The sequence below is a fragment of the Devosia sp. 2618 genome (assembly GCF_040546815.1).
In the GTDB taxonomy this organism is placed as follows: Bacteria; Pseudomonadota; Alphaproteobacteria; order Rhizobiales; family Devosiaceae; genus Devosia.
In genome coordinates, this window is record NZ_JBEPOO010000001.1 from 1131516 (window position 1) to 1156626 (window position 25111).

At 60.6% G+C, this 25111-nt stretch carries 25 protein-coding genes; 16 read left to right on the forward strand and 9 right to left on the reverse strand.

Features of this window, described 5'->3' with window-relative positions:
• Positions 1–5 precede the first annotated feature (5 nt).
• Positions 6–263, reverse strand: coding sequence for a GlsB/YeaQ/YmgE family stress response membrane protein (locus tag ABIE28_RS05675; protein WP_354060937.1), 258 nt, complete (start codon positions 261–263; stop codon positions 6–8).
• Between the two features lie 148 nt (positions 264–411).
• Between ABIE28_RS05675 and ABIE28_RS05680 the strand changes: the two genes are divergently transcribed.
• Entirely contained in the window at positions 412–768 is a 357-nt protein-coding gene (locus tag ABIE28_RS05680) for a hypothetical protein (RefSeq protein WP_354060939.1), read from the forward strand.
• Between the two features lie 321 nt (positions 769–1089).
• Here ABIE28_RS05680 and ABIE28_RS05685 read toward each other — a convergent pair whose 3' ends face one another.
• The 3 genes from ABIE28_RS05685 to ABIE28_RS05695 form a co-directional block, all read right to left on the reverse strand.
• Entirely contained in the window at positions 1090–1239 is a 150-nt protein-coding gene (locus ABIE28_RS05685; RefSeq protein WP_354060941.1) for a hypothetical protein, read from the reverse strand.
• A gap of 279 nt (positions 1240–1518) precedes the next feature.
• On the reverse strand, positions 1519–2865 hold the full coding sequence (locus tag ABIE28_RS05690; protein ID WP_354060943.1) for an HlyD family type I secretion periplasmic adaptor subunit: 1347 nt from the start codon (positions 2863–2865) through the stop codon (positions 1519–1521).
• A complete protein-coding gene (locus ABIE28_RS05695; protein ID WP_354060945.1) occupies positions 2862–4601 on the reverse strand; it encodes a type I secretion system permease/ATPase in 1740 nt (579 codons plus the stop codon). Before ABIE28_RS05695 ends, ABIE28_RS05690 begins: the two co-directional genes overlap by 4 nt.
• 489 nt (positions 4602–5090) lie before the next feature.
• On the opposite strand from ABIE28_RS05695, the gene cysD reads away from it, so the two are divergent.
• Positions 5091–5999 (forward strand): sulfate adenylyltransferase subunit CysD, encoded by a 909-nt coding sequence (gene cysD / locus ABIE28_RS05700; protein WP_354060947.1) that lies wholly within the window; start codon positions 5091–5093, stop codon positions 5997–5999.
• Positions 5999–7879, forward strand: coding sequence for a sulfate adenylyltransferase subunit CysN (gene cysN / locus ABIE28_RS05705; RefSeq protein ID WP_354060949.1), 1881 nt, complete (start codon positions 5999–6001; stop codon positions 7877–7879). Before cysD ends, cysN begins: the two co-directional genes overlap by 1 nt.
• A gap of 40 nt (positions 7880–7919) precedes the next feature.
• Here cysN and ABIE28_RS05710 read toward each other — a convergent pair whose 3' ends face one another.
• On the reverse strand, positions 7920–9368 hold the full coding sequence (locus tag ABIE28_RS05710) for a mannose-1-phosphate guanylyltransferase/mannose-6-phosphate isomerase (protein ID WP_354060951.1): 1449 nt from the start codon (positions 9366–9368) through the stop codon (positions 7920–7922).
• Between the two features lie 88 nt (positions 9369–9456).
• Positions 9457–10677 (reverse strand): ROK family transcriptional regulator, encoded by a 1221-nt coding sequence (locus tag ABIE28_RS05715; protein ID WP_354060953.1) that lies wholly within the window; start codon positions 10675–10677, stop codon positions 9457–9459.
• Between the two features lie 222 nt (positions 10678–10899).
• Between ABIE28_RS05715 and xylF the strand changes: the two genes are divergently transcribed.
• The 9 genes from xylF (at position 10900) to ABIE28_RS05760 (ending at position 18568) form a co-directional block, all read left to right on the forward strand.
• Positions 10900–11943, forward strand: a complete 1044-nt coding sequence (xylF, locus tag ABIE28_RS05720) for a D-xylose ABC transporter substrate-binding protein (protein ID WP_354060955.1) — start codon at positions 10900–10902, stop codon at positions 11941–11943.
• A gap of 134 nt (positions 11944–12077) precedes the next feature.
• Entirely contained in the window at positions 12078–13379 is a 1302-nt protein-coding gene (locus ABIE28_RS05725) for a sugar ABC transporter permease (RefSeq protein WP_354066409.1), read from the forward strand.
• Between the two features lie 12 nt (positions 13380–13391).
• Entirely contained in the window at positions 13392–14180 is a 789-nt protein-coding gene (locus ABIE28_RS05730; protein ID WP_354060957.1) for an ATP-binding cassette domain-containing protein, read from the forward strand.
• A 65-nt stretch (positions 14181–14245) separates the two neighbouring features.
• On the forward strand, positions 14246–14893 hold the full coding sequence (locus ABIE28_RS05735; protein WP_354060959.1) for a DUF1345 domain-containing protein: 648 nt from the start codon (positions 14246–14248) through the stop codon (positions 14891–14893).
• 70 nt (positions 14894–14963) lie between these two features.
• Positions 14964–16091: an S-(hydroxymethyl)glutathione dehydrogenase/class III alcohol dehydrogenase gene (locus ABIE28_RS05740; RefSeq protein ID WP_354060961.1), complete on the forward strand. Its 1128-nt coding sequence runs from the start codon at positions 14964–14966 to the stop codon at positions 16089–16091.
• Positions 16092–16155: 64 nt separating this feature from the next.
• Positions 16156–16635 carry an Xre family toxin-antitoxin system antitoxin gene (locus ABIE28_RS05745; protein ID WP_354060963.1) on the forward strand — a complete coding sequence of 160 codons (480 nt, stop codon included), beginning with the start codon at positions 16156–16158 and terminating at the stop codon, positions 16633–16635.
• Positions 16632–17141, forward strand: a complete 510-nt coding sequence (locus tag ABIE28_RS05750) for an RES family NAD+ phosphorylase (RefSeq protein WP_354060965.1) — start codon at positions 16632–16634, stop codon at positions 17139–17141. The genes ABIE28_RS05745 and ABIE28_RS05750 overlap by 4 nt, the downstream gene beginning before the upstream one ends.
• 11 nt (positions 17142–17152) lie before the next feature.
• Positions 17153–17617: a YaiI/YqxD family protein gene (locus ABIE28_RS05755; protein WP_354066410.1), complete on the forward strand. Its 465-nt coding sequence runs from the start codon at positions 17153–17155 to the stop codon at positions 17615–17617.
• A gap of 99 nt (positions 17618–17716) precedes the next feature.
• Positions 17717–18568, forward strand: coding sequence for a polysaccharide deacetylase family protein (locus ABIE28_RS05760; protein WP_354060967.1), 852 nt, complete (start codon positions 17717–17719; stop codon positions 18566–18568).
• Between the two features lie 17 nt (positions 18569–18585).
• Here the strand turns inward: ABIE28_RS05760 and ABIE28_RS05765 are convergent, their stop codons facing one another.
• The 3 genes from ABIE28_RS05765 to ABIE28_RS05775 are packed head-to-tail and all read right to left on the reverse strand — an operon-like array spanning position 18586 to position 20142.
• Positions 18586–18978, reverse strand: coding sequence for a hypothetical protein (locus ABIE28_RS05765; RefSeq protein ID WP_354060969.1), 393 nt, complete (start codon positions 18976–18978; stop codon positions 18586–18588).
• Positions 18978–19730, reverse strand: a complete 753-nt coding sequence (rlmB, locus tag ABIE28_RS05770) for a 23S rRNA (guanosine(2251)-2'-O)-methyltransferase RlmB (RefSeq protein WP_354060971.1) — start codon at positions 19728–19730, stop codon at positions 18978–18980. Before rlmB ends, ABIE28_RS05765 begins: the two co-directional genes overlap by 1 nt.
• A 58-nt stretch (positions 19731–19788) precedes the next feature.
• A complete protein-coding gene (locus tag ABIE28_RS05775; protein ID WP_354060973.1) occupies positions 19789–20142 on the reverse strand; it encodes a VanZ family protein in 354 nt (117 codons plus the stop codon).
• A 259-nt stretch (positions 20143–20401) separates the two neighbouring features.
• On the opposite strand from ABIE28_RS05775, the gene ABIE28_RS05780 reads away from it, so the two are divergent.
• From ABIE28_RS05780 to ABIE28_RS05795, 4 genes are read left to right on the forward strand one after another with little or no spacing between them, the layout of a single operon-like run.
• Entirely contained in the window at positions 20402–22003 is a 1602-nt protein-coding gene (locus tag ABIE28_RS05780) for an OpgD/OpgG family glucan biosynthesis protein (protein WP_354060975.1), read from the forward strand.
• Positions 22000–22137, forward strand: coding sequence for a hypothetical protein (locus ABIE28_RS05785; protein WP_354060977.1), 138 nt, complete (start codon positions 22000–22002; stop codon positions 22135–22137). The genes ABIE28_RS05780 and ABIE28_RS05785 overlap by 4 nt, the downstream gene beginning before the upstream one ends.
• A gap of 43 nt (positions 22138–22180) precedes the next feature.
• Positions 22181–23938: a glucans biosynthesis glucosyltransferase MdoH gene (gene mdoH / locus ABIE28_RS05790; RefSeq protein WP_354060979.1), complete on the forward strand. Its 1758-nt coding sequence runs from the start codon at positions 22181–22183 to the stop codon at positions 23936–23938.
• Positions 23925–25094 carry an OpgC family protein gene (locus ABIE28_RS05795; RefSeq protein WP_354060981.1) on the forward strand — a complete coding sequence of 390 codons (1170 nt, stop codon included), beginning with the start codon at positions 23925–23927 and terminating at the stop codon, positions 25092–25094. Before mdoH ends, ABIE28_RS05795 begins: the two co-directional genes overlap by 14 nt.
• The last annotated feature ends 17 nt before the right edge of the window (positions 25095–25111 follow it).

Consider the following 25111-nt stretch of genomic DNA (forward strand, 5'->3'; position numbering starts at 1 on the left):
GAGACTTAGACCCGGCGACGGCCAGCGATCAGGCCCCAGACGAACAGGACAATGATTGCGCCGACGATGGCGCCGATCAGGCCTGCGCCTTCACCGGGGGCGTACCAGCCGAGTGCCTGGCCGAGATAAGAGGCCACGAACGCGCCGACGATGCCCAGGATGGTGGTCAGGATGAACCCAGACGGCTCGTTGCTGCCGGGCATAATAAACTTGGCAACAACGCCAGCGATGAAACCGATAATAATAGTCCAGAGAATGCCCATGCTAACCTCCGAGATGAAGACAGCTATTCAAACGGCGGGCGCGGGATTTAGTTGCTCGCCGCTACGCGATTTACGGAACGAGGGACGCAACGGGCAAATGTTGGCCGGGGCGCTGACTTGGGGTAGCAAATAGTTGCCGGGTAGCGGGGTGGCCTTTCCGGTCGTCCGTCGGCTGCGCTTTTTGATTCACCGCAAGCAAAGCCACTGTTGTGGACGTAGCGATACGGTTTTGGGTCTAGCCCTCAAGCTCGGCTATCAATTCGGTGCCGACCGCCGGATTTCCGCGGTTGACCCCGACTACAATAAAGGTCTGCCCAAGAAACGTAAGCTTCGTGCCATTGGCTATCTCGGAAATGTATTGGATACGGAATATGTACCTATCAATGCCGCTGTCGAGGGTTGTAGTCTTGGACTGGCCAAGAAGCTTGTATTTCCCTTTTCCGTCGACGGAAATAATTCTCGGCACGAGTTGAATTTTGTCCGTATATTGAATATTACTGAGTAATAGTATTTGTTGTTTGATTAATTATTTCTTTCTTTCTTTCTTTCTTTCTTTCTTTCTTTCTTTCTGTTCTGCGGCTGCAATGAGTGACTGTTGATCCAGCCGATGCCGAGATTGCTAGGCCGCAGTCCTTACGGATACGTGAAACTGTATGTATAGGTGGCGGTAACGGTGCTGTTGTACTGCACCGTCCAGTGCTCGATTTTTCACAGCACTGAAATCATCGCTTGTTCGCGTCGTCTAAGGAGGGGCCGCTCGACGCCGCCGTGAGGATGCGGGGGCATATCAATCGCGGCCCAGATAAGTGGAGTCTTGCTCGGCGGTTTAAACGGCGCGCGAAGTGAAGACGAGGCTGGCGACCTGGGATACGGCACTGGTGGTGACGTTGAACGCGCCGACCCAGAACCAAACAAGAAACAGCGCGGTCACGGCGGACGACAGGCCAAAAGCGAATGGTCGGAAGAGTGTGCGCATCGTGACGCTCCAGTACTTCTGAATAGTCTAGTCTGTCCTGGTTAACGCACCGTCTCAGGATTTGTTCGGTTGTAGTGCTAGTATCACCAATTTGTGGTTGAAACGCCTGGGCTCACTGTGGTGAGCCAGCCGTAGGCGAGCGTCGAGAACAAGATTGGCACTGTCCCGCCGGCAGACCGCCGAGAGACGGGTCAACCTGGCTTCTGGCTGCGACAAAGTTCAAGAATGTCCACGACCTCGGGAGTTTTTGAAGGCCACCAGGAACCCGGTTTATTGCGCCTAGTCGTAGACGAAGGCGGCGTTTACGGCGCGGAGGAGCGGCTCTGTCAAGTATTGCAGCATGGTGCGGGCGCCGGTGACGACGGTGATTTCGGCGGGCATGCCGGGGCTCATGTAAAGACCGTTATGGGAGGCGATCTGGCTGGCGGGGACGCGGATGCGCAGCTCGTAGTAGTATTGGCGGGTCAGTTCATCGAGCTTGCTGTCGGCGGCTATCTGTACGACTTCGCCATGCAGTGGCAGGATGTTGCGCGATGAGAACGGTAGCAGATTGACCTTGGCGTCCATGCCCAATGTAACAAGATCGATGTCGCGGGGAGAAAGCTTGGCGAGGACGATCATGTCGTCGGCGAGGGGCACCACATCCATGATCGGATCGCCGGGGCGGACGATGCCTCCGACGGTCTGATTGCGCAGATTGAGCACCACGCCATCGACCGGGCTGGTGATCTCGGTGCGACGCAGCACGTCGCTAGTGGATTCGATGTCGGCGGCCAGCACGGCGATCTGGTTGTTGGCCTGGGTGCTTTCTTCGGCAATCTTGATGCGGAAGTTTTCCTGGCTCTGCAGCAGATTGAGGCGGCTTTCCTCGATCTTCTGATTGGCCTGCGCGGTGCGACCGGCATTGGAGGCGATCATGCTTTCGAGTTGCGCCTGCAGGCGCTGCAGTTCGTTGACGCGAGCGCGGGAGATCAACTGCTGAGCCAGCAGTTTGACGCCATCATCATATTGTTGGTCGACCAGCGCTTTCTGGCGCTCAAGGCCCGCGGTTTCGGCGGCGATCGAGACGATTTCGCTATCAAGCTGGGCGACCTGACGCGAGGAAATGTCGGCCAACTGCAGCTGGGCACGCTGTTCGGTCGCGAACTGGCTGCGCTGGTTGGCGATAAACGCGACCAGTTCGGGCTGCTCGGCGTCGAGAACGGCGCGGGGCAGGGTCATTTCGGGCGCGTTGGCGGCGTGGGCTTCGAGGCGCGCACGGATGACCAGAAGGCGCAGCCACTGCTCGCGACCGGACGAGAAATTGGCCTCCTGCCGGGTGGATTCGAGCGTGATGAGCTTGTCGCCGGCTTTGACCTGTTGGCCTTCGTGGACGTGGATGGTGCGGATGATGCCGCCTTCAAGGTGCTGAATGACCTTGCGAGCAGAGTCCGGGCTGACGACGCCGCTGGCCATGGCGCCGCTGGAGAGTGGCGCCATAGCGGCCCAGGTGCCAAAGAGGCCAAAAAAGATCGCAACGATCAAGCCGCCGACCAGCAGGGTGCCGCGCATGAGCGGCATGATGCGCGGAATGGATTTGGGGGCGGGCGCGTTGGGCAGGCTGGAGAGGGCAAGCTGTTGGCTCATGTCGGTTTGCCTCCCGAGGATTGTGCCTCATTGGGCTGAACGAGCGCAGGCTTGGCCGCCTGAGGCTGCATTTCGCGCAGGATGTCGTCGCGGTTGCCGAAGCGCTCAAGCATGCCATCGCGCAGGACCGCGAGCTTGTCGATGGGCTGGAGCAGGGTGGTGCGGTGGCTGACGACGATCACCGAGGCGCCGTTTTCCTTGGTGGTGCGAATGGCGTCGACCAGCGCCTTTTCGCCTTCCTGATCAAGGTTGGCGTTGGGCTCGTCCAGCACCAGGAGGCATGGGGAGCCGTAGAGGGCGCGTGCAAGGCCGATGCGTTGGCGCTGGCCGCCGCTGAGGAACATGCCGCGGGCGCCGAGCTCGGTTTCGTAGCCCTTGGGGAGGCGCAGGATCATGTCGTGGCAACCGGCGATCTTGGCGGCTTTGACGACGGCCGCATCATCGACAGCGCCAAGGCGAGCGATATTGTCGCTGACCGTGCCGGCAAAGAGCTCAACGTTTTGCGGCATGTACCCGATGAACTGGCGGGCGTCGGTTGGGTTGAGCGATGTGATGTCAGCGCCGTCGAGGCGGACATTGCCCATATTGGGGTGGATGGCGCCAACCGCGAGGCGGCACAATGTGCTTTTGCCCGATGCCGATGGGCCGACAAGCGCCAGCGCGGTGCCGGGCTCAATGGCGAAGTTGATATTGCGGAGGACAGGCCGGTCGGCGCCCTGGATCTGGTAGAAAACGCCTTCAAGGCTGAGGCGCCCTTTGAGATCGGGCAGCGCAATGCGGTCGATACTGGCGGGGGTGTTCTTGAGGAAGCGGCTGACGCGGCCGTAGGATTCTCGGGCCGAGATGAACTGCCGCCACGAGCCGATGGTCTGTTCGATGGGGGCCAGGGCGCGGCCGAGCAGGATCGAACCGCCGATCATGCCACCGGCCGACATTTCGGCGCGCAGCACCAGAAAGGCGCCGACGCCGAGCGCGGCGCTTTGCACGATCATGCGAATGGCCTTGGAGGCGGATGACAGGATGGCGCTGATATCCCCGGCGCGCTTGTTGGCGCTGCTCATGTCATCGACATAGCTGCGGTAGCGGCGCGAGATATCGTCCTGCATGCCCATGGACTGCACGACCTCGGCATTCTGGATGGCGGCGGTGGCGAAGTCTCCGGCAACGGACTGTTGTTGTCCGGCGGCGATGACGTATTTGCGGGTCAGCACATCGTTGGCGACGGCCAGTGCGAACAGCAATACGGCGGAGACGATGCCCAGAATGCCCAGCCACGGATGCAGCATGGCCATGACCGCAATAAAGAACGGCACCCATGGCGCATCGACGAAAGGCAGTACGCCTGGGCTGCCGAGATAGTTGCGCATGGTATTGAGGTCATCGACCAAGCGGCGGGCGCCGACGCTGTCTTGCGAAACTTGCGCGAGAGCCTGCGTGAGGACCGGATCGCGCAGGCTCAGATCCAGATAGGAGCCGAGGCGGGTCAGCACGTAGCTGCGCACGGCGTCGAGCGCGCCAAACACGGTGTAGGCCATCAGTGCGATCAGGCTGAGGAAGAGCAGCGTTTCGACCTGGCTGCTGCCGAGGACGCGATCGTAGACCTGCATCATATAGATGGGCGAGGTCAGCACGAGGATGTTGACGAAACAGCTGAACACCAGCACGGCGATCAAGGCGCTGAGAATGTTGGACGAAACGCTTAGTTCCGCCCAAATGGACCGCGCTTTGTTCCGCATATGAAAGACCGCCGAAGGTTGGACAGAGCTATGCGGCACAGGTATTTGGCCGATTCAGTTTGCCCGAAATCGCCCCTGCTGCGCGCACAAGCATTAGTCATTGTATTTCAGTTGAGCAAGTGCATCCGAAAGGCCCGCAAACAAAGGGACTTCTGAGAACTTCGCTGTGGGTTCCGTAGCCTTGAAAGATAGCTTCAGGCGCAAATGTGAGGGCAGTGGGCGGCCGCTCTTTTTTGCTGAGACGGGGGGCGATGCAATTTCGGTGAGGAAATTTTTTCTCCGAGCGGTGGCGCTGACGCATTTTCAGAACGTTGCGCGGGCCGGTTTTGAAGCGTCTTGGCGGGGTTCGGGGGTGATCGCAGATTAATATCCCAAACGGCCCCAAAGGCCCGGATTTCCAGGCTTTTTTAACTTGCTGCGACCACGATGTCGGCCTAACCAAACAGTCATGCAACGCTAGTTCTGGCGTGTGTTTGAAAGTGCCCGACAGTGACCAATAGTCGACTGACGCATCTGCAGGCCCTTGAAGCCGAGAGCATCGAAATCTTGCGCGAAGTCGCCGCAAGTTTTGAGCGGCCGGTGATGATGTATTCCATCGGCAAGGATTCAAGCGTGTTGCTGCATCTGGCGCGCAAGGCATTCTTCCCGTCCAAGATTCCGTTTCCGCTGCTGCATGTGAACACGACATGGAAGTTTCGCGAGATGATCGCATTTCGCGACCGGATGGCGGCGGAATATGGTTTCGATCTGATCTCGCATACCAATCCGGATGGGCTGCGGGACAATATCAATCCGTTCGATCATGGCTCGTCGCGTTACACCGACATCATGAAAACCGCCGCGCTGCGGCAGGCGCTCAATGCCGGGCGCTATGATGCGGCGATTGGTGGGGCGCGGCGCGACGAGGAAAAGTCGCGCGCCAAGGAGCGAATTTTCTCCCATCGTAGTGCGAGCCACGCGTGGGAGCCCAAGAACCAGAGGCCAGAGCTATGGCGCGTGTTCAATACGCGGCTCAACCCCGGCGAGAGCATGCGGGTGTTTCCGCTGAGCAATTGGACCGAGCTCGATATCTGGACGTACATTTACTCGGAGAACATTCCGATTGTGCCTCTGTATTTTGCCAAAAAGCGCCCCGTGGTGGAGCGGTTTGGCACACTGATCATGGTGGATGACGACCGGATGCCGTTGCTGGACGGTGAAGTGCCGCACGAGGAAGTGGTGCGGTTCCGCACGCTGGGTTGCTATCCGCTGACCGGGGCAATGCGCTCGACCGCGACAACGCTGCCCGAGATTATCATGGAAATGCAGGCCAGCCGGACATCGGAGCGGGAAGGCCGGCTGATCGACAGCGACAGCGTCGGGTCGATGGAAAAAAAGAAGCAGGAAGGGTATTTCTGATGAGCCTTTCCCAGCCTAGCGCCGACCTTGATCTTTGGCTCGGCGAACAGACCGACAAATCCCTGCTGCGGTTTTTGACCTGCGGCAGCGTGGACGATGGCAAATCGACGCTGATTGGCCGCCTGCTTTATGACAGCCAGCTGATCCTCGACGATCAGCTCGCCAGCCTGCGCAAGGAAAGCCACAATCGCACGACGGGCGATGAGGGCATCGACTTTTCGCTGCTGGTGGACGGGCTGGTGGCCGAGCGCGAACAGGGCATCACCATCGACGTGGCCTATCGGTTCTTTTCGACCGACAAACGCAAGTTCATCGTGGCCGATACGCCGGGCCATGAACAGTATACCCGCAACATGGCGACGGGCGCGTCGAACGCCGATCTGGCGCTGGTGCTGATCGATGCGCGCAAGGGCGTGCTGACGCAGACGCGGCGGCATAGCTTCATTCTGTCGTTGATCGGCGTGCAGCATGTGGTGCTGGTGGTCAACAAGATCGATCTGGTCGATTACGACGAGGCGGTGTTTGACCGGATCGTCGCGGAGTATCGGGCTTTTGCTGAGCCGCTGGGGTTCAAGACGTTGGCAGCGGTGCCGGTATCGGCTTTGCGTGGCGACAATATTTTGGGCCCGAGCAAGAACACGCCCTGGTATGATGGGGTGGCGCTGGTGCCCTATCTCGAGACTATCGACCTGACGCGCGATCGGAGCGGCGAGCAGTTTCGTTTTCCGGTGCAGTGGGTTAATCGGCCGAACCTGGATTTCCGAGGGTTTTCAGGGACCGTTGCGGCGGGCGAGATTGCGGTGGGCGATGAGGTGCTGATTGCATCGTCGCGCAAGCCGGCTGTGATCAAGCAGATCGTGGCCATGGATGGCGACCTGCCAGTCGCCGTAGCCGGGCAGGCGGTGACGCTGGTGCTCGACCGTGAGGTCGATCTGTCGCGCGGCGATGTGCTGTCGCGACCGGGGGAGACGCCGGAGTTCTCCAACCAGTTTCAAGCGCGCATTGTCTGGATGAATGAGGAGCCGGCGTTTCCGGGGCGGTCCTATCTGCTCAAGATCGGCTCGCAGATGGTACCGGCGACGATCACCGATCTCAAATTCCGCACCAACGTCAACACCTTGGAGCAGACGGCAGCGACCAAGGTTGATCTCAACGAAGTCGCGACGGTGACGATTGCGACGGACAAGCCGATTGCGTTTGACGCCTATGCGACCAATGCGCTGACAGGCGGTTTCATCCTGATCGACCGGCTGAGCAATGCGACGCTGGGCGCGGGCACGATCGATTTCGGGCTCCGCCGGGCGCAGAACCTGACCTATCAAAGCTTTGACGTGAACCGCGACGTGCGCGCCTCTATGAAGGGGCAGAAGCCGCAGATCGTCTGGTTCACCGGGCTATCGGGTTCGGGCAAGTCGTCGATTGCCAATCTGCTGGAGAAGCGGCTGACGGCCGAGGGCAAGCACGCCTACATCCTCGATGGCGACAATGTTCGTCACGGGCTGAACAAGGACCTTGGCTTTACCGAAGCTGCTCGTGTCGAAAACATTCGTCGGGTGGCTGAGGTGGCTCGGCTGATGGCTGATGCAGGGCTGATTGTGCTCGTGTCGTTCATTTCGCCGTTCGAGAATGAGCGGCGGCTGGCGCGCGAGATTGCTGGGGATCGGGACTTCGTCGAGGTCTATGTCGATACCCCGATTGAAGTGTGTGAGGCGCGCGATCCCAAGGGCCTCTACAAGCGGGCGCGGGCCGGGGAGATCAAGAATTTCACCGGCATCGACTCGCCGTTCGAGGCGCCGACCAATCCGGAATATGTGCTGCACGGTGGCGAAGAAGAGCCGGTGGCGCTGGCCGACAAGCTGCATGGGTGGCTGAAATATTAGAAGTTCAGAGGGCGCCGGTGGTGCCCTTTTTCTTTGGCCGTCAGACGCGACCGAACTCGTCTTCGAAGCGGATGATGTCGTCTTCGCCGAGATAGGAGCCGGTTTGGACCTCGATCAACTCCAGCACGATCTTGCCAGGGTTGGAGAGGCGGTGGGTGCAGCCAAGCGGCAGGTAGATTGACTGGTTTTCGGTGAGGACAGTCACGACCCCGTCGACTGTCACCTCGGCGGTGCCGCGCACGATGATCCAGTGTTCGGCGCGGTGGTGATGCTTTTGCAGGCTGAGCTTCTTGCCGGGTTTGACCGACAGGCGCTTGACCTGAAAGCGCTCGCCGCTGACCACCGAGGTATAGCCGCCCCATGGTCGATAGGCGGTCTTGTGGATCTGGGTGAGGTGGGCGGTGTCTGTGGTGCCGCGCAGCGACATCACCATTGCACCAACCTGCTGGGCATCTGACAGGCGACCGACATAGACTGCGTCATTTGTGGCGATGACGACGATGTCGTCGAGGCCATCGACGGCGACATGGGCATGGTCGGTGACGACCAGCGATTTGCTGACATTGTTCAGCCGCGTGGCGCCGCGTGTGACATTGCCGCCATCATCCTTGGGGGCAGTTTTCCAGAGGGCGTCCCAACTGCCGAGGTCGGACCAGCCGAAGGCGGCGACGATGACGGCCGCGCGGGTGGTTTTCTCGAAGATGGCGTAGTCGACCGAGATATTGGGCGCTTTGCTCATGGCTTCAGCGCCGAGGCGGACGAAATCGAAGTCGGTGGTGGATTGCAGAATGCTCTGGCGGGCGGCGACGGCTGTGTCTGGCGCGAGCGCCTCGCATTCGTCGAGGAAAGTGGCCGCGGCCAGCATGAACATGCCGGAGTTCCAGAAATAGCCGCCGTCGTCGATCATGCGCTGGGCATTGGCCCGGTCAGGCTTTTCGACGAAGTGTTCCACGGGCTGTACGCTGCCATCGATTGTCGAAGCAGCCTTGATGTAGCCAAAACCGGTGTCGGGATTGCGCGGCGCAATGCCGAAAGTGACCAATTGGCCGGTCTCCGCTGCGATCGCGGCGCGCTGCACCGCGAATTGGTATTCGGCATTGAACTCAACGTCGTGGTCGGATGGCAGGACGTGGAGGATCGCCGCAGCGCCGAATTTTTCCATCGCGTAGGCCGCGGCTATAGCAATGGCGACGGCTGTGTTGCGGGCGACTGGCTCGAGCAAAACGCCGGCAATGGCAGCGCCGACTTCGGTGGCCTGCTCGGCGACGATGAAGCGGTATTCGGAATTGGTGACGATGATCGCCGGTGCGTAAACTGCGTGATCTGCGACGCGCTGAAGCGCCAGTTGGAACAGGCTTTGCGAACCTGTAAGAGCCAGAAATTGCTTGGGTCTGGCAGCCCGCGACATGGGCCAGAGGCGGGTCCCCTGGCCACCGGCAAGGATGACTGGAACGATCCTGTCAGTTTTGACTAGAGTGCCCCCGCCCACGATCTTCGCCCCCAAAGATGCATATATTCCTAGCACTGGCCTAAAATTTTACAAGGATTGTATTTAGGGTGGCGTTGCGTGTCGCTCGCTAGGCCATGGCGGCGAAATCGGTCTGGTCGAGATCGCTGAGCGTCTTCATCACCAGGCCTTTGAAAATGGGCTCTTTTTCATCGCGGTGGGCGACGACATTGGGCAGGCCGTTGATGCGGCAAACCAGAGCGCCGCGCAGGGCAGCGGTGATTTCGGCGCTCATCAGGCCGAAGGCGCGGGCGCCAGGGCCGACGATGAGAATGTCGGAGGGGTCAAACATGGCCAGCATGCGGCTGAGGCCAAAGCCGATGGCGCGGCCGGCGAGATTGAAGGCGTGGACGGCGGCACGGTCGCCGGCTTCGGCGCGGGTGATCAGGCCGTCATATTGCTGCGCGGGAACGGCGGCGGCGGGCTGGGCGGTTTCGGGCACTGAATAGGCGTTGCGCAGCACCGCATAGTCGGAGGCATAGGCTTCGATGCAGCCGCGCATGCCGCAACGGCAGAGCGCACCGTTTGGCATGTGGTTCATGTGGCCGAATTCCGTCGAGCCTTCGTCGCCACGGCCCATCAACTGGCCCCGGAAGGTCATGCCCATGGCGACGGTTGAGCCGACGAAGACGGTGGCCACGCTGGCATCACGCAGAGCCGGATCGAGCCAGCGGGCGCCCTCGGCCAGCAAACGGCCGCGCTTGTGCAGCGACACGGTGATGCCGAAGGTGGTGGAGAGCTCATGGGCGAAGGGTTTGTCGGCCAGATTGGCGATGGGTGACCATTTAAGCCCATGGCCTTCGCGGTCGAGAATGCCCTGCACCGAAATGGCGACCCGGCGCAGCGGGCTATTGGCTGAGGCATTGCGCGCCTGCAACTGGTGCAACCGCTCGGTCAGGTATTGGGCGGGATCGGTCTCGGCAAAGGTTGTGGGCGTTATCGGGCTATCGATGCGGTCGATCAGCACGCCGCCGTAATCGACGAGTGACAGGCGCGTGCGGTTGACGTCGATTTCGAACAGGGCGACGAAGCCTGAGGCACGGTTGAAGCCGATGAGGGTCGCGGGGCGTCCACGCGTGCGCACCGGGGTGGCGTCGGCAGGGGCGGCCAGCTCGGCAATGATTCCCTGTTCGATCAGATTGTGGGTGATGGCGGTGATGCTGGCATGGCTGAGGCCCGTCTCTGAAGCGAGCGCAGTACGTGACAAATCCCCCTGCATACGCAGGGCGCCCAGCACCAGTCCGCGGTTCTGCCGGCGGACGCTGTCGCTATCGCTGACGTTCTGCGCCAACCAGTTCACTCCTCACCCGGCCGCAACACACCATTCCTTGGCGTGGACCGCAATCGCATTTATTTCAACGTCCGAAATTGAACGTTGACTTGCCCAAGAGGGGCATGTCAGGTCATTTTTTGAGCAGCAAAAGTGCTCAAGGGTCCTATTGAAGAGGGCCTGCCGGACGGCAGCACCGGCAAGGATGTGGGCATGGGGGAATGGCCCACAGGGAGGACGTGCATGAACAAGGTTGTAACGATCTTGCTTTGGTCGACCGCCGCCAGCGCTCTGTCAGGCGCGGCCATAGCACAGGACCGGATTATCGTCGGCATCTCGTGGAACAATTTCCAGGAAGAACGTTGGAAAACCGATGAGCTGGCCATCAAGTCGGTGCTGAACGCTGCTGGTGCGTCCTATATTTCAGCCGATGCTCAATCGTCGGCGACCAAGCAGTTGACCGATATTGAAAGCCTGATAGCACAGGGCGCTGACGCCATCATTGTGCTGGCGCAGGATGGCGACGCGATAGGCCCTGCCGTTGCCGCCGCCGTGGCGGAGGGCATTCCGGTGGTTGGTTATGATCGGCTGATCGAGAACCCGGACGCGTTCTACCTGACCTTTGATAACAAGGAAGTCGGCCGACTGCAGGCGCAGGGCGTGTTTGCCGTGCAGCCGACGGGCAATTACGTTTTCATCAAGGGCAACTCGTCGGACGCCAATGCGGACTTTTTGTTCGAGGGGCAGATGGAGGTGCTGGAAGCCGCCATCGAGTCTGGTGACATCATCAATGTGGGCGAGGCCTATACCGACAACTGGAACCCCGAAGTCGCGCAGGCGAATATGGAGCAGTTCCTGACCGCCAATAATAACGAGATCGACGCGGTGGTGGCCTCCAATGATGGCACGGCTGGCGGGGCGATCTCGGCACTGGCGGCGCAGGGGTTGGCGGGGTCTGTGCCCGTGTCGGGGCAGGACGGCGATCATGCGGCTCTGAACCGGATTGCGCTGGGGACACAGACCATTTCGGTGTGGAAAGATGCGCGCGAGCTTGGCCGGAAGGCGGCTGAGGTGGCGCTTGAGCTGGCCAATGGTACGCCGCTCAATGCTGTGACGGGCGTGGTGCCGTTTTCGGGCGGGCCCAAGGGCATCGAGATGAACGCGTTTTTCATCGCCCCGATTCCGATCACCCGCGATAACCTCAATATCGTCATCGACGGGGGCTGGGTGTCCAAGGAAGTGGTGTGCCAAGGGGTTCGGATCGGCTCGGTTGCCGCGTGCAACTAGCGGTCAGACCGAATTGTCTGGCGGAGAAGTGGTGCCGCGGCGTATGCGCTGCGGCACTGTCGTGACAGGACTGCGCGAAAACAGATAGTTGGCGTGGTCCAGCGAGGAGAGACATATTGGCAGACGAGCAAGCCATTCCGCCGAGCATTCATCCCAGTAGCTACGTCAAGAACCCGTTCCAGCGATTTTTGCTGGCGACGGAAATCGACACGCGTCTGCTGGGCATGATCGGTGCGCTCATTCTGGTGTGGGTGGGCTTCCACGTGTTCTCCGGTGGGCTGTTCATTACGCCGCGCAATCTGTGGAATCTGTCGGTTCAAACCGCGTCGGTGGCCGTCATCGTGACGGGCATGGTGCTGGTGATCGTTACGCGCAACATTGATCTGTCGGTGGGTTCCATTTTGGGGCTCGTCAGCATGGTGATGGGCGTGATGCAGACCGACATCCTGCCGGTGCAGTTGGGCCTTGGGCTCGGGCATCCGCTGATCTGGGTGCTGTCGCTGCTGACCGGGCTGTTTGTTGGGCTGGGGATCGGTGCCTTGCAGGGCACGATCATTGCCTATCTGCGGGTGCCTTCATTCATCGTGACGCTGGGCGGCTATCTGGTGTGGCGCGGCGCGGCCTGGTGGGTGACGATGGGGCGCACGGTTGCGCCGATGGACCCGACGTTCCAGCTGATGGGCGGTGGTCCTGCTGGCTCGATCGGTGCGTTCTGGAGCTGGGTCGTGGCGGCGGTGGCCTGCGTGGCGATTGTTGTCGGGCTCTATTGGGGACGCCGGCAGCGCACGCGGTTCAGCTTTCCGGTGCGGCCTGTTTGGGCCGAAGTCACGCTGGGCGTGTTGGGCTGCGGGCTGACTATCGCCGCCGTGTCGGTGGCCAATGCCTATCCGTGGCCGCGCCGTATTGCTGAGAACTTTGCTGCTGCCAATGATCTGCCGGTGCCGGAAGCCGGGCTGTTCATCTCGCACGGTATCGCCATTCCCGTATTGATGGCGATTGGCGTTGGCGTGGTGATGACCTTCGTCGCGACGCGGACGCGGTTTGGTCGATACGTGTTTGCCATGGGCGGCAACCCTGAGGCGGCGGAACTGGCCGGCATCAATACGCGCTGGGTGACTGTCAAGATTTTCATGATCATGGGCGTGCTGTGCGCCATCGCTGCGGCCATTTCGTCGGCGCGGCTCAATGCCTCAACAAATGCGCTGGGCACGCTGGACGAGCTCTATGTCATCGCGGCAGCGGTGATCGGTGGCGCGTCGCTGGCGGGCGGCGTCGGCACCATCGCCGGGGCCATGCTGGGCGCGCTTGTCATGCAATCCATTCAGTCGGGCATGGTGCTGATGGGGCTCGATAGCCCGTTGCAATCCATCGTCGTCGGCTCCGTTCTCGTCTTTGCGGTGTGGCTAGATACGCTTTACCGCCGCAACAAAAACTAGGGAGTCCTTGCTATGCTGGACACCAGAACGCCTCTCGTCGAGATGGAAGACATCTCGATCTCTTTTGGCGGCATTCGTGCCGTCGACCATGTGTCGATCGATCTCTTCCCGGGCGAGGTGGTGGGGCTGCTCGGGCATAACGGGGCGGGTAAATCGACGCTGATCAAGATCCTCTCTGGCGCCTACAAGCGCGATACCGGCGCGATCCGGATCAATGGGCAGGATGCGAGCATCAATAGCCCGCGCGATGCCAAGCGCTATGGGATCGAGACGATCTATCAGCAGCTTGCCGTCGCCGATAATGTGGATGCGGCGGCGAACCTGTTCCTGGGCCGCGAAATCACCACGTCCATCGGCACGCTCGATGATGCCGCCATGGAGTCCAAGGCGCGCGAAGTGATGAGGCGGCTCAATCCGAGTTTCCGTCGCTTCAAGGAGCCGGTGAAGGCGCTATCGGGCGGGCAACGCCAGTCGGTTGCCATTGCCCGGGCGATCCTGTTTGACGCGCGCATCCTAATCATGGACGAGCCGACGGCTTCGCTTGGTCCGCAGGAGACAGCGCAGGTGGGCGATCTGATCCGGCAGCTCAAATCGGACGGGATCGGGATTTTCCTCATCAGCCACGATATTCATGACGTGTTCGACCTCGCCGACCGGGTGGTGGTGATGAAAAACGGTCAGGTGGTCGGTAGCGCGCGCACCGGTGACGTGACCAAGGACGAAGTGCTGGGCATGATCATCCTCGGCAAAGTGCCCGGTGGTGCTGTGGCAGGGCCGGGCGCGGTGCTGGAGCAGCGCTAAGCGCCAGGGCTTGCTGTTGCGCGGTTTGGCGCTATCGTTTCCGCAAGTGTCAAGGAGAGCCGAGCGTGGTCGCCAAGTCATTGCGTCATCGATCATTTTATATCGCCGTCATCGCTGGGCTGGCGGTGACGCTGGTGAGCCTCCTGATCACGCCGGCGCAGGCGGTGCTGTGGGGATCGATCGTGTTTTTCGCGATCTATCTGATGTTCAGTCTGGTGTTTTTTCCGCGCGCCAGCGCCGCGTTTCTCGACAAGCATGCCGATCAGGAAGACGCGCCGGCCTGGATCATTTTTCTCGCGACCATCGCCGTCATCGTCTCGGCGGTCGTGTCGCTGTTTCAGCTAGTGGCGACCAAAGACGCGGACAGCTTGCAACTGGTGGCCGCGGCCGCTGCGGTGCCGCTGGGCTGGCTGACGGTGCACGCGCTGGCCGCTCACCACTATGCGTTCGTCTATTATTCGGCTCCAGGAGAAACGGCTCGCGGCAAGGCGGCCAAGGGCGACCGGGGCGGGCTACAGTTTCCCATGGAAGACAAGCCGGATGGGATGAGCTTTTTGTATTTCTCCTATGTGATCGGCATGACGGCGCAGGTGGCCGACGTGAATGTGACCTCGCGCGAAATGCAGCGACTGGTGCTGATGCACGGCATTTTTTCGTTCTTTTTCAACACGGTGATCGTTGCGGCAACGGTCAACGTCGTGGTCTCGCTTTAGCTCGGTTCAGATTGCCCGCCGTCACGTCCTATGCGAGGGTCCGGCAAATTCGTGAATCGGAGACGTGCAGATGAAGACCCGTGCCGCCGTTGCCTTCCAGGCAGGAAAACCCCTCGAAATCGTCGAGGTTGATCTTGAGGGCCCCAAGGCTGGCGAGGTGCTGATCGAAATCAAGGCGACGGGTCTGTGCCACACCGACGACTTCACGCTGTCTGGTGCCGATCCCGAGGGGCTGTTTCCGGCCATTCTCGGGCACGAAGGCGCGGGCGTTGTGGTCGATGTCGGACCGGGCGTGACCTCGGTCAAAAAGGGCGATCACGTGATCCCGCTCTACACGCCAGAATGCCGCGAGTGTTATTCCTGCCGCTCCGGCAAGACCAATCTGTGCACCTCGATCCGCGCCACGCAGGGACAGGGCCTGATGCCCGATGGCACGTCGCGCTTCTCGTTCGAAGGCAAGCCGATCCATCACTACATGGGCTGCTCGACCTTCTCGAACTTCACCGTGCTGCCCGAAATCGCGGTGGCCAAGATCGATGCTGCTGCGGCTTTCGACAAGGTTTGCTATGTCGGCTGCGGCGTGACGACCGGCATCGGCGCGGTGATCAATACGGCCAAGGTCGAGATCGGCGCGACGGCCGTGGTCTTCGGTCTGGGCGGTATCGGCCTCAACGTCGTGCAGGGCCTGCGGCTGGCTGGCGCGGACATGATCATCGGCGTTGACCTCAACAACGACAAGAAAGCCTGGGGCGAGCGCTTTGGCATGACGCATTTCGTCAATCCAAAGGAGATCGACGGCGATGTGGTGCCGTATCTGGTGAACCTCACAAAGCGTAGGGGCGACCTGATCGGTGGAGCCGACTACACCTTCGATTGCACCGGCAATACGACCGTGATGCGGCAGGCGCTTGAATCCAGCCATCGCGGCTGGGGCAAGTCGGTGGTGATCGGCGTTGCCGGGGCAGGGCAGGAGATTTCCACTCGGCCATTCCAGCTGGTCACCGGCCGCACCTGGATGGGTACTGCCTTTGGTGGCGCGAAGGGCCGCACCGACGTGCCAAAGATCGTCGACTGGTATCTCGACGGCAAGATCGAGATCGATCCGATGATCACCCACACGCTGCGGCTCGAAGACATCAACAAGGGTTTTGACATGATGCATTCTGGCGAGAGCATCCGGAGCGTCGTCGTTTATTAGGAAGGCGCTTGAAGGGTGGGGTGTCATGTGTCATATATTGAACGACACGTGACGGAGTGATGCCATGCACGGGCTTGCTGAAGCTGCCCAAATGCCATTTGCGAGTGAGATGAATAGGGCGGCCGCGCTTTTGGGCGGGCCGCGCATTCTCAAGCATATGCCGGGCAATGGTCTCGATATCCACGAACTGCTGCTGCTTGGCCTGCCGGGGGAGGCGCTCAACCAGCTTGAGCGTCGCCTGCAGGTGCTGGACGCGGCGGCACTCGAAAAGGCGATCGGCATGAGCCTGCGCACCTTGCAGCGCAGGCGGGCTGATCCCAGCCAGCCGCTCAGCGTCGAGCAGAGCGGCCGGGTTTGGAAGTTCGCCGAAATTCTGGCCAAGGCCACCGAGGTAATGGGCGGACAGCGCCATGCCGAGGAATGGCTGGGTGAACCAGCCATCGGGCTCAATGGGCGCAAGCCTATTGATCTGCTGACCACCGCTGCGGGCGCTGAACTGGTAGAGCGGTTTCTCGGCCAGATCGAATACGGGGTCTACGTGTGAGGGCTCCGCTTCCCGGGGCGTTGGGTGGAACCGAACTCGTTGCCTGGCGTCTCGATGCCCGGCAATTTGCGCCGACCTGGGACAGTGGCGAGGGCGCCTATCGCTTTGGCGGGCGTTGGAGCAGCGCTGGGGTTCGGGCTGTCTATTGCGCGTTTGATGCGTCTACCACCATTCTTGAAGTTGCCGTACACCGTGGCTTTCAGCGCATGGACACGGTGGCGCATAGTCTGACGTCGCTTAGGGTTATCGATCCTTCGGATGTTCACGTCGTGGACATTGAGGCGCTGCCCAATCCGAACTGGATCCGCACCGGCTTGCCCAGTGCCGGGCAGCAGGCATTTGGCGATGCGCTGCTGCGCACACACAAGTTTATTGCGGTGCCCAGCGTTGTGTCGCCCAATAGCTGGAACCTGGTGTTTGTGGCGGAGCAGGCGAAGGAGCGTTACGTGGTGCGCTCGCAAGAGGACTTCGCGCTGGACACACGGCTGCACCAGCCCAAAACATGATCGAGACTGCTTTGCCTGGCCCCACTATTTTCGTTGATGCAGATGCCTGTCCGGTCAAGGACGAGGCCATCAAGGTGGCCGAGCGGCTTGGTCTAGTGGTGACCTTCGTCAGCAATGGCGGCGTGCGGCCGTCACGCGATCCGATGATCAAGGTGGTGGTGGTACCGTCAGGCGCGGATGCTGCCGATGACTGGATCGTCGACAATGCCGCCAGCAATGACATCGTTTTGACGGCGGATATTCCGCTGGCGAGCAGGGCGATCGACAAGGGGTGTCATGTGCTCGGTTTTGCCGGCAAGCCGTTCACACCGGCGTCGATCGGCATGGCGCTGGCGATGCGCGATCTCAAACAGCACCTGCGCGAGACAGGCGAGATCAAGGGCTACAATCCGGGCTTTCGTCCGGCTGATCGATCTGCATTTCTGGCAGCGCTGGATACACTGGGCCGCAAGGCTAAATCACTGGCAGGTAAGTAGTTCTTAATCTCTCGCGAGCGGATTATTAACCATAATCGATAAAACTGAGCGCAGTTGTGGTTGTGCTGAGTTTGCGCTGTGTCGATTTCGCGTTTTGTTATGTCGTCTGTGATTATCGGCCTCGCTCTTGGTGGTTGTGCAAAGCCGCCCACCCAGCATGTGCTGGCCTATCAGCCTGTCGTTACCACAACCAACAGCATCCTGACCGGCTCGCAGCCGATCACCAAGCAGCCGCTGCCAGAACGCATTTTTAGTGCCAGCCACCTGGGCGGGCGCACGATGGCGGTCAGCTCTACCAATGAAATCGCGCTACGCCCCGGTGAAGTCATCCTGACCTTTGACGACGGTCCACGCCCCGGCAAGACCAACGAGATTTTGGCGACCCTGGACGACTATGGCGTCAAGGCGACCTTCCTGATGCTGGGCTCGGCGGCGCAGGCGCATCCCAACCTGGCACAGCAGGTCGCGACGCGCGGCCATAGCGTGGGCAGCCACACATTTGACCATGTCGATCTGACCAAGCTCAGCCGGCAGGAGGCGCTGGACGAAATCGCGCGCGGCGAACGCGCTGTGTCGCTGGCACTGGCTGGTAGCGGCCACGCCGTGGCGCCCTTCTTCCGGTTTCCGTATCTGTCCCAGACCAGTTTCCTGCGCACCAGCGTGATGCAGGGCAATATGGTTGTGCTGGACGTCGATATCGACAGCAAGGACTACTACAAGGACACCGCCGACGTCGTCGCCAAGCGCACAATGGACCGGCTCGATACACGCGGCAGCGGCATTATCCTGTTCCACGATATCCACCAGCGCACCGTGGACATGCTTCCGGCGTTCCTGGCTGAGCTCAAGGCGCGCGGCTATTCTGTGGTTCGCCTTGTTCCTAAGGACAACAGCGTGTTCGGTCGTGATGTAATCACGGCCGAAGCACCAGAGCGTAGCGAAACGCTGTAAGGGTGAAAAAGAGGACGTCAGTCCTCTTCGTCTTCTTCCACATCCGTCAGGTAGACCGACACTTCGATGTCGATGCCGTGGCCGGCAATTGCGGCGACGACGTGGGCGGGGAGGCGGGCTGACATGGCTTCGCCGTGTTCGGGGTAATCGAAGGCGAGGTCGAGGACGGCCTTGCCGATGCGGCGGTCGTCCAGCATGGCCGCAATGGCCGGGCCGGAACGTTCTGCGAGTTCGAGCAGGGTGCGCACGGGGTTGTTCGCCTCGATGTCGACCTGCGCGTAGAAACTGGCTTCAGAATCTTCCGCCTCATAGCGGCTCGACAGCTGCTTGAGGGCGCTGTCTAGATCCTGCTGTCCGATGGTGACACCGGACAGACGTAGGGCAATGCCGAAAGGCGAAAACTGGCTCATCAGGACCGTCCGGCAGTGGCCGCAAAGAGCGCGATGGCGGCGGCGTTGGAAACGTTGAGCGACTTGATCGGGCCCGGCATATCGAGCTTGACCATTTCGTCGCAGAGCTCGCGGGTGCGCAGACGCAGGCCCTTGCCCTCGGCACCCATAACGATGGCCAGAGGTTGATCGCTGGAGCGGGGCTTGAGCTGATGTTCTGATTCAGAGTCAAAGCCGAGCACTAACATGCCGCGTGCCTTGAGCTTTTCGAGCGCGTCGCCGAGGTTGCGGACCTCGATCATGGGCACGAGATCGAGTGCGCCGGAGGCCGATTTGGCCATGACGCCGGTTTCGCGCGGAGAGTGGCGGGCGGTCGTGATGACGGCATCGGCGCCGAAGGCACAGGCGGTGCGCAGGATGGCGCCGACATTGTGCGGGTCAGTGATCTGATCGAGCACAACCACCAGCTTGAGTGGCTTGATGTCGTCGAGACCGAAGCGGCTGACCGGATCGACCTCAAGGGCTGCGCCCTGGTGCACGGCCTCATCGCCCAGCAGGCGATCGAGTTCCTTGGGCGTGGTTTCCTTGACGGGAACCTTGCCGATTTCGCCGGTCTCCTTGAGGCGCATCAAGGCGTTTGGCGTGACCCGCAGAACCTTCTTGGTGCGGTTCTTGTTGTCCAGCGCAGCGCGCACAGTATGCAGGCCATAAAGATAGACCGGACCGGTATCGGGATCGTATTTGGGTTTGGGCGGAAATTTGTTGAAGCTCATGGGCCAGCCGTAGCGCCTTTGGGCAAAGCCAGCAAGCGGGGCCGCGTGGCAAATGTGTCTAGCGCGACGGTTGCGTGAGACCGGCCAGTTTGGCCATTACCCAGCCAAGGCACAGGCCGGCACCCGCGCCGATCAGCTTGAAGATGGCGTCGGCATCGCGGGCATGGCGGTCGGGCCGCAGGTTTTGCAGCCATTCCAACCCGAAAATGGTGATGGCGAGGGCTATGGCTGTCCACCAGATGTGGCGAGGATAAGCGGCGGCAAACAGGGCGCCGACGAGCAGAAACGCCATCGCCCGCTCCAGATCGACCGGCATCAGGCTGCGCGGACGCAGGCCGATGGGCGACAGGGTGGCGAAAGCGATGAACAGCAGAGCCAGCCAGGCGGCCATACGGATGGTGGTTTTTGTCATCCGACCTTCATAGAGGACAGGTAGGGGAAGAATCCAGTCACTGGCATGCGAGCGATGGTGGCGGTCAAGCGCAGGCACGAATCTGTGATTAAACGCACTTTTTGCCTGAGATCGGCAAAATGTGCCTTAAACCGACCATAAAGCATGCCGTTTCGGCTATGCTGTGAGCGCATGTGTCTTATGCGACAACTTTTACGGCTAACCGGCGTTCTGTTTTTTTGCCTATCGATGTGGCAATCAGAACAAGCGGGTAGCGAGCTTGCGCAATTCCACTCCAGCCGTCCATAATCGTCGTACGATACTAAAGGGCGCAGGTGCCCTTGTCGCGCTGCTCACCACAACTTCATTGACCAAGGTCGTGTTTGCTCAGGCAACAGCCGAGGCGAGCTTCGCGTTTGATTTCGACGCCTTCAGCGCCCGTATGCAGGCGATGGCGGCGGCCGAGTTTACGCCGCTGGTCGATGTGATGCCCGACAGCCTCAAGGGGCTGGACTATGACGCGTACCGGCTGGTGCAGTTCAGGCCAGAGCGCGGCAAGTGGGTTGACCGCAATGTCGGCTATCAGGTGCAGGCGTTCCATCTCGGGTGGCTTTATGCCGAGCCGATCAAGCTGTTTGAAATCGATGGCGGCATGGCTTTGCCGCTGGAGTTTTCGGCGCAGGATTTTGAGTATCACGACGCCGATGTCGAGGCGGCTGTGGAGGCTCAGCCGTTCCCGGGCATTGCCGGGTTCCGCATCAACCATCCGCTCAACAAGGAAGCATCGTTTGATGAGCTGGTATCATTTCTGGGCGCCAGCTATTTCCGGGCGCTTGGGCGCGACAACATCTATGGGCTGAGTGCGCGTGGCGCGGTGGTGAACTCTTGGGTCGATGTGCCCGAGGAATTCCCGCGCTTTTCCGAGTTTTATCTCGAGACGCCGGTCGAAGGACAGCCACTGACGGTTTATGCGGCGCTTGAGAGCGCCAGCCTGACTGGCGCGTATCGTTTTGTCATTACGCCGGCGAGCGATACGACGCAGGAAACAGTGTTCGACGTGACGGCGCGGCTCTATTTCCGCACCGACATCCAGGAACTGGGTGTTGCGCCGCTGACATCGATGTTCCTGTTTGCCGATGCCAATCGCGCCGAGTTCGACGACTATCGTCCGCAGGTTCATGACAGCAATGGCCTGCTGGTCGAGCGCGAGAGCGGCGAGATCATGTGGCGGGCGCTCAATAATACGCCGACGCTGGGCAACTCCTATTTCTGGGAGAACAATCCGAAAGCGTTCGGGTTGTACCAGCGCGGCCGGGCGTTTGAGACCTATCAGGATGCCGAAGCGCATTACGAGCGTCGTCCTTCGGCGCGCGTCGAGCCCGTCGGTGAATGGGGCCAGGGCACGGTTCGGCTGATCGAAATTCCGGCAAAGCTGGAAGCGGACGACAATATCGTGGCGTTCTGGGTGCCGTCCGAGCCAGTTCTGGCGGGTCAGTCGCGCGAGTTCAGCTATCGGCTGATATGGGGCAACCTCAATCCGCAAGACAATACGGACCTAGCCTATGTGCAGGAAACGCGCGCCGGGCAGGGCGGTGTTTCGGGCGTCGCTAACGCGGCCGATCTGCGCAAGTTCGTTGTCGATTTCACTGGTGGTGAACTGGACAAGTGGCCATCGAGCACACCGCTCGACGTTCTGAGCAACGTCTCTGGCGGCATCATTCGTACATCGACCCTGTCGCGCGTTGAGGCCAATGGCGCCTGGCGTCTGGTGCTTGATGTGGAAACCGACGGCAAATCGCCGCTCGAACTGAAGGCCTACCTGATCGGGGTTGGCCGCAAACTTACAGAGACCTGGCTATACCAGTGGAGGCCCACGCCATGAAGCACGACAACAGTTTGCCGTACGCATTGGCGCTGCCAGATGCGCCCCTTGCCATGCCAAAGCAGAAACTTGAACGCTCAAACGGCGTTTTTTCGGTATTGCGCCGTAAATTGATCGCCTTGTCTTGGTTCTAGGCAGATACGCCCCCAAAACGCTAAGCGCGAAGTAGAAGCCTGTATGCATCCTTTTATCGTCCGAAGTGCGCTTTTGTTCTGCACTCTCGCGCTTAGCCTGCTGGGCGGTTACCTGTTTCTTCGCTTTACCGGCGAAGGCGGGCTGACCGCGCTGGATCTGGTGCGGACGGCTCTGGTGGTGTTCAGCGGCTTCTGGCTGGTGTGGGGCGCGGCGGCTGCCATGATTGGTGTACTGGTGCCAGCGCGCCGTATTCTGGCGCATGGGACGAGCAAGCCAGTCGGCATGACCGCCATTCTGGTGCCGATCTACAACGAGGATCCGGTACAGACCTTTTCGCGCATCGCGGCGATGAACCGGGGCCTTGTGGCGCTGGGTGTCGAGGACCGGTTTCACATTGCGGTGCTGTCGGACAGCAATAGCTCCGAGGCTGCGGCACTGGAAGAATTGTGGTTTCAGCGGCTGGCCAGTGAGCCTGAAATCCACAACCGGATATTTTATCGCCGCCGCGAAAAGAACGTCGGCAAGAAGGCCGGTAATGTCGAGGATTTCATCTCCCGTTCGGGCGGTGCCTATGACTATGCGCTGATCCTTGATGCGGACAGCCTGATGGAAGGCAATACCATTGCCGAGCTGGCGCGGCGGATGGATGCCGACCAGACGCTCGGCCTGTTGCAGACGGTGCCCAAGATCATCCATGCGCGGACCTTGTTCGGGCGCTGCATGCAGTTTTCGTCCAACTACCTGTCGCCGAGTTTTGCGCGCGGCGCTGCACTGATGCAGGGTTACGAGGGGCCCTATTGGGGGCACAATGCCATCATTCGCATGAACGCATTTGCGGCCAGCTGCGGTCTGCCGGTTCTAACGGGGAAACCGCCTTATGGCGGGCATATCCTTAGCCACGATTATGTCGAGGCGGCTTTGCTGGCTCGGGCGGGCTGGAAGGTGCAAGTCGATCCGGCGCTGGAGGGCTCCTATGAAGAAGGGCCCGAGAACCTGCTCGAATATGCCAAGCGCGACCGGCGCTGGTGTCAGGGCAATATGCAGCACCGTCGATTGGTGATGGCTCCCGGACTTAAGTTCTGGAGCCGATTCACGTTCGTACAGGGCATTATGGCCTATATGGCCGCGCCGCTTTGGCTGGCGTTGCTGTTTGCCAGTATCAGCGCTGCGGTGTTCCCCGATCAACCGCCCGTTCTGGCGGGTTTCACCATGTCTGACATCAGCATCTGGACGCTGGGCTTTGCGGTGATTGCCGTGCTGATCCTGCCCAAGCTGATGATTTTCCTGCGTGGCATTGTCGATGGGCAGAACAAGGCAGCGGGCGGCAATTGCGTCGCGTTGGCCTCGATGATTGGCGAGATCGTGTTTTCGACAGTGCTGGCTCCAGCAATGTTGCTGCTGCAAAGCCGTGCGGTTGGCCAGGTGTTGCTGGGGCTCGACGGCGGTTGGCCGGCGACTAGCCGGGCGCAGGGCTATGTGCCGTTGCGCGATGCGTTTCGCGCGACGTGGTGGATTGTCGCGCTGGGTCTGTTTTCGCTTGGCCTGACGGCCGTGATGGCGCCGTCGATCGTGGTCTGGGTTGCGCCAACAATGTTGCCGGCGGTACTGGCGCCGCTGCTGATTGTCGGTAGTTCGCGGATTTATCCTTGGCTCAAGGCATGGCTTTTCGTCACCCAGCCGGAGCGCGCCCCGTCGAGTGTAATTTCTGAATATCAGGCTGTGATGGCAAGCTGGATCGCCCAAGGCGCTCCCGAGCAGATCGATGCCTCCAGCGTGATCAACGAGCATGTTACAGCGTAGTCCAGAGCTCGATCAGGCCGTCAAAGCTGTGCCCGGTGTTCGCGATGCGCGGCTCGATATGTTTCGCGGCATTGCGCTGGTGATGATCTTCATCAACCACGTGCCGGGGACGCTCTACGAGAATTACACCAGCCGCAATTTTGGCTTTTCCGACGCGGCCGAGGCCTTTGTCTTCATGTCGGGCATGGCGGCGGGACTGGCTTATTCCGGGCGGTTCCGCAGCGGGCCGATCTGGCTGGCCATCACCAAGGTTTGGGCGCGGGCGCGGCAACTGTATTTCGTGCACCTGACCATCACGCTGTTGTCGCTGGCAATATTTGCGGCGGCGGCCTTGTGGTTCGATCAGGCGCTCGTGCTGACGAGCAACAATGTGAATGTGCTGTTCGAGCAGCCGCTGGCCACCATCATCGGCATTCCGTTGCTGAGCCACCAGCTGGGTTATCTCAACATATTGCCGCTCTACGTCACTCTATTGCTGGCAACACCGCTGTTTCTGGTGGTGGGATTGCGTTGGCCCTGGCTGGTGCTGGGTGGCTCGATCCTGCTGTGGGTGATTGCCGGGCAGTTCCGGTTCAACCTGCCCAATTTCCCGATGCGGGGCGGATGGTTCTTCAATCCGTTCTCGTGGCAGGTGCTGTTCGTTGTCGGGCTGCTGTCTGGCGTGGCGATGAAGCAGGGTAAGCGGTTTATTCCGTACATTGCGCCGCTGTTCTGGCTGGCCGTCGCGTTTCTGCTTTATGTACTGGTGTGGATGAAAGTCCCAGCGGTGGGTGAGGCGAGCCGGGGTGTTCTCAGCATGATCAGCGCTGCCGGCGCACCGTTTTATGTCACCTGGTTCGACAAGACTTTCTTGAGCCTGCCGCGACTGCTGCATGCCTTTGCGCTGTTTTATGTGCTCGGGTCGGTCGGGGCGATGACATGGGTGGCGCAGTGCCGGATTGCCGCGCCGTTCCGGCTGTTGGGAAGACAGGGACTGGCTGTGTTTGCCACCGGCACGGTGATCAGCATGGGGCTGCAGGCGATCAAGCTTGGGCGCGAACCTGACCCGGTTTTTGACGGCTTGATCCTGGCGGGTGGTTTGGCGGCGCTGCTGGCACTGGCCTGGATATTGAGCCGCACAGCGGAAATTGCCCGCTCGCCTCGATCATCTGTTTAGGGTGCGACTGCCCATGA

What these genes read in the sequence shown, in the direction of transcription:
- ABIE28_RS05675 (WP_354060937.1), bottom strand. Translation starts at nt 263, where the DNA reads ATGGGCATTCTCTGGACTATTATTATCGGTTTCATCGCTGGCGTTGTT.
- ABIE28_RS05685 (WP_354060941.1), bottom strand. Translation starts at nt 1,239, where the DNA reads ATGCGCACACTCTTCCGACCATTCGCTTTTGGCCTGTCGTCCGCCGTG.
- ABIE28_RS05690 (WP_354060943.1), bottom strand. Translation starts at nt 2,865, where the DNA reads ATGAGCCAACAGCTTGCCCTCTCCAGCCTGCCCAACGCGCCCGCCCCC.
- ABIE28_RS05695 (WP_354060945.1), bottom strand. Translation starts at nt 4,601, where the DNA reads ATGCGGAACAAAGCGCGGTCCATTTGGGCGGAACTAAGCGTTTCGTCC.
- cysN (WP_354060949.1), top strand. Translation starts at nt 5,999, where the DNA reads ATGAGCCTTTCCCAGCCTAGCGCCGACCTTGATCTTTGGCTCGGCGAA.
- xylF (WP_354060955.1), top strand. Translation starts at nt 10,900, where the DNA reads ATGAACAAGGTTGTAACGATCTTGCTTTGGTCGACCGCCGCCAGCGCT.
- ABIE28_RS05730 (WP_354060957.1), top strand. Translation starts at nt 13,392, where the DNA reads ATGCTGGACACCAGAACGCCTCTCGTCGAGATGGAAGACATCTCGATC.
- ABIE28_RS05740 (WP_354060961.1), top strand. Translation starts at nt 14,964, where the DNA reads ATGAAGACCCGTGCCGCCGTTGCCTTCCAGGCAGGAAAACCCCTCGAA.
- ABIE28_RS05745 (WP_354060963.1), top strand. Translation starts at nt 16,156, where the DNA reads ATGCACGGGCTTGCTGAAGCTGCCCAAATGCCATTTGCGAGTGAGATG.
- ABIE28_RS05760 (WP_354060967.1), top strand. Translation starts at nt 17,717, where the DNA reads ATGTCGTCTGTGATTATCGGCCTCGCTCTTGGTGGTTGTGCAAAGCCG.
- ABIE28_RS05765 (WP_354060969.1), bottom strand. Translation starts at nt 18,978, where the DNA reads ATGAGCCAGTTTTCGCCTTTCGGCATTGCCCTACGTCTGTCCGGTGTC.
- rlmB (WP_354060971.1), bottom strand. Translation starts at nt 19,730, where the DNA reads ATGAGCTTCAACAAATTTCCGCCCAAACCCAAATACGATCCCGATACC.
- ABIE28_RS05775 (WP_354060973.1), bottom strand. Translation starts at nt 20,142, where the DNA reads ATGACAAAAACCACCATCCGTATGGCCGCCTGGCTGGCTCTGCTGTTC.
- ABIE28_RS05785 (WP_354060977.1), top strand. Translation starts at nt 22,000, where the DNA reads ATGAAGCACGACAACAGTTTGCCGTACGCATTGGCGCTGCCAGATGCG.
- mdoH (WP_354060979.1), top strand. Translation starts at nt 22,181, where the DNA reads ATGCATCCTTTTATCGTCCGAAGTGCGCTTTTGTTCTGCACTCTCGCG.
- ABIE28_RS05795 (WP_354060981.1), top strand. Translation starts at nt 23,925, where the DNA reads ATGTTACAGCGTAGTCCAGAGCTCGATCAGGCCGTCAAAGCTGTGCCC.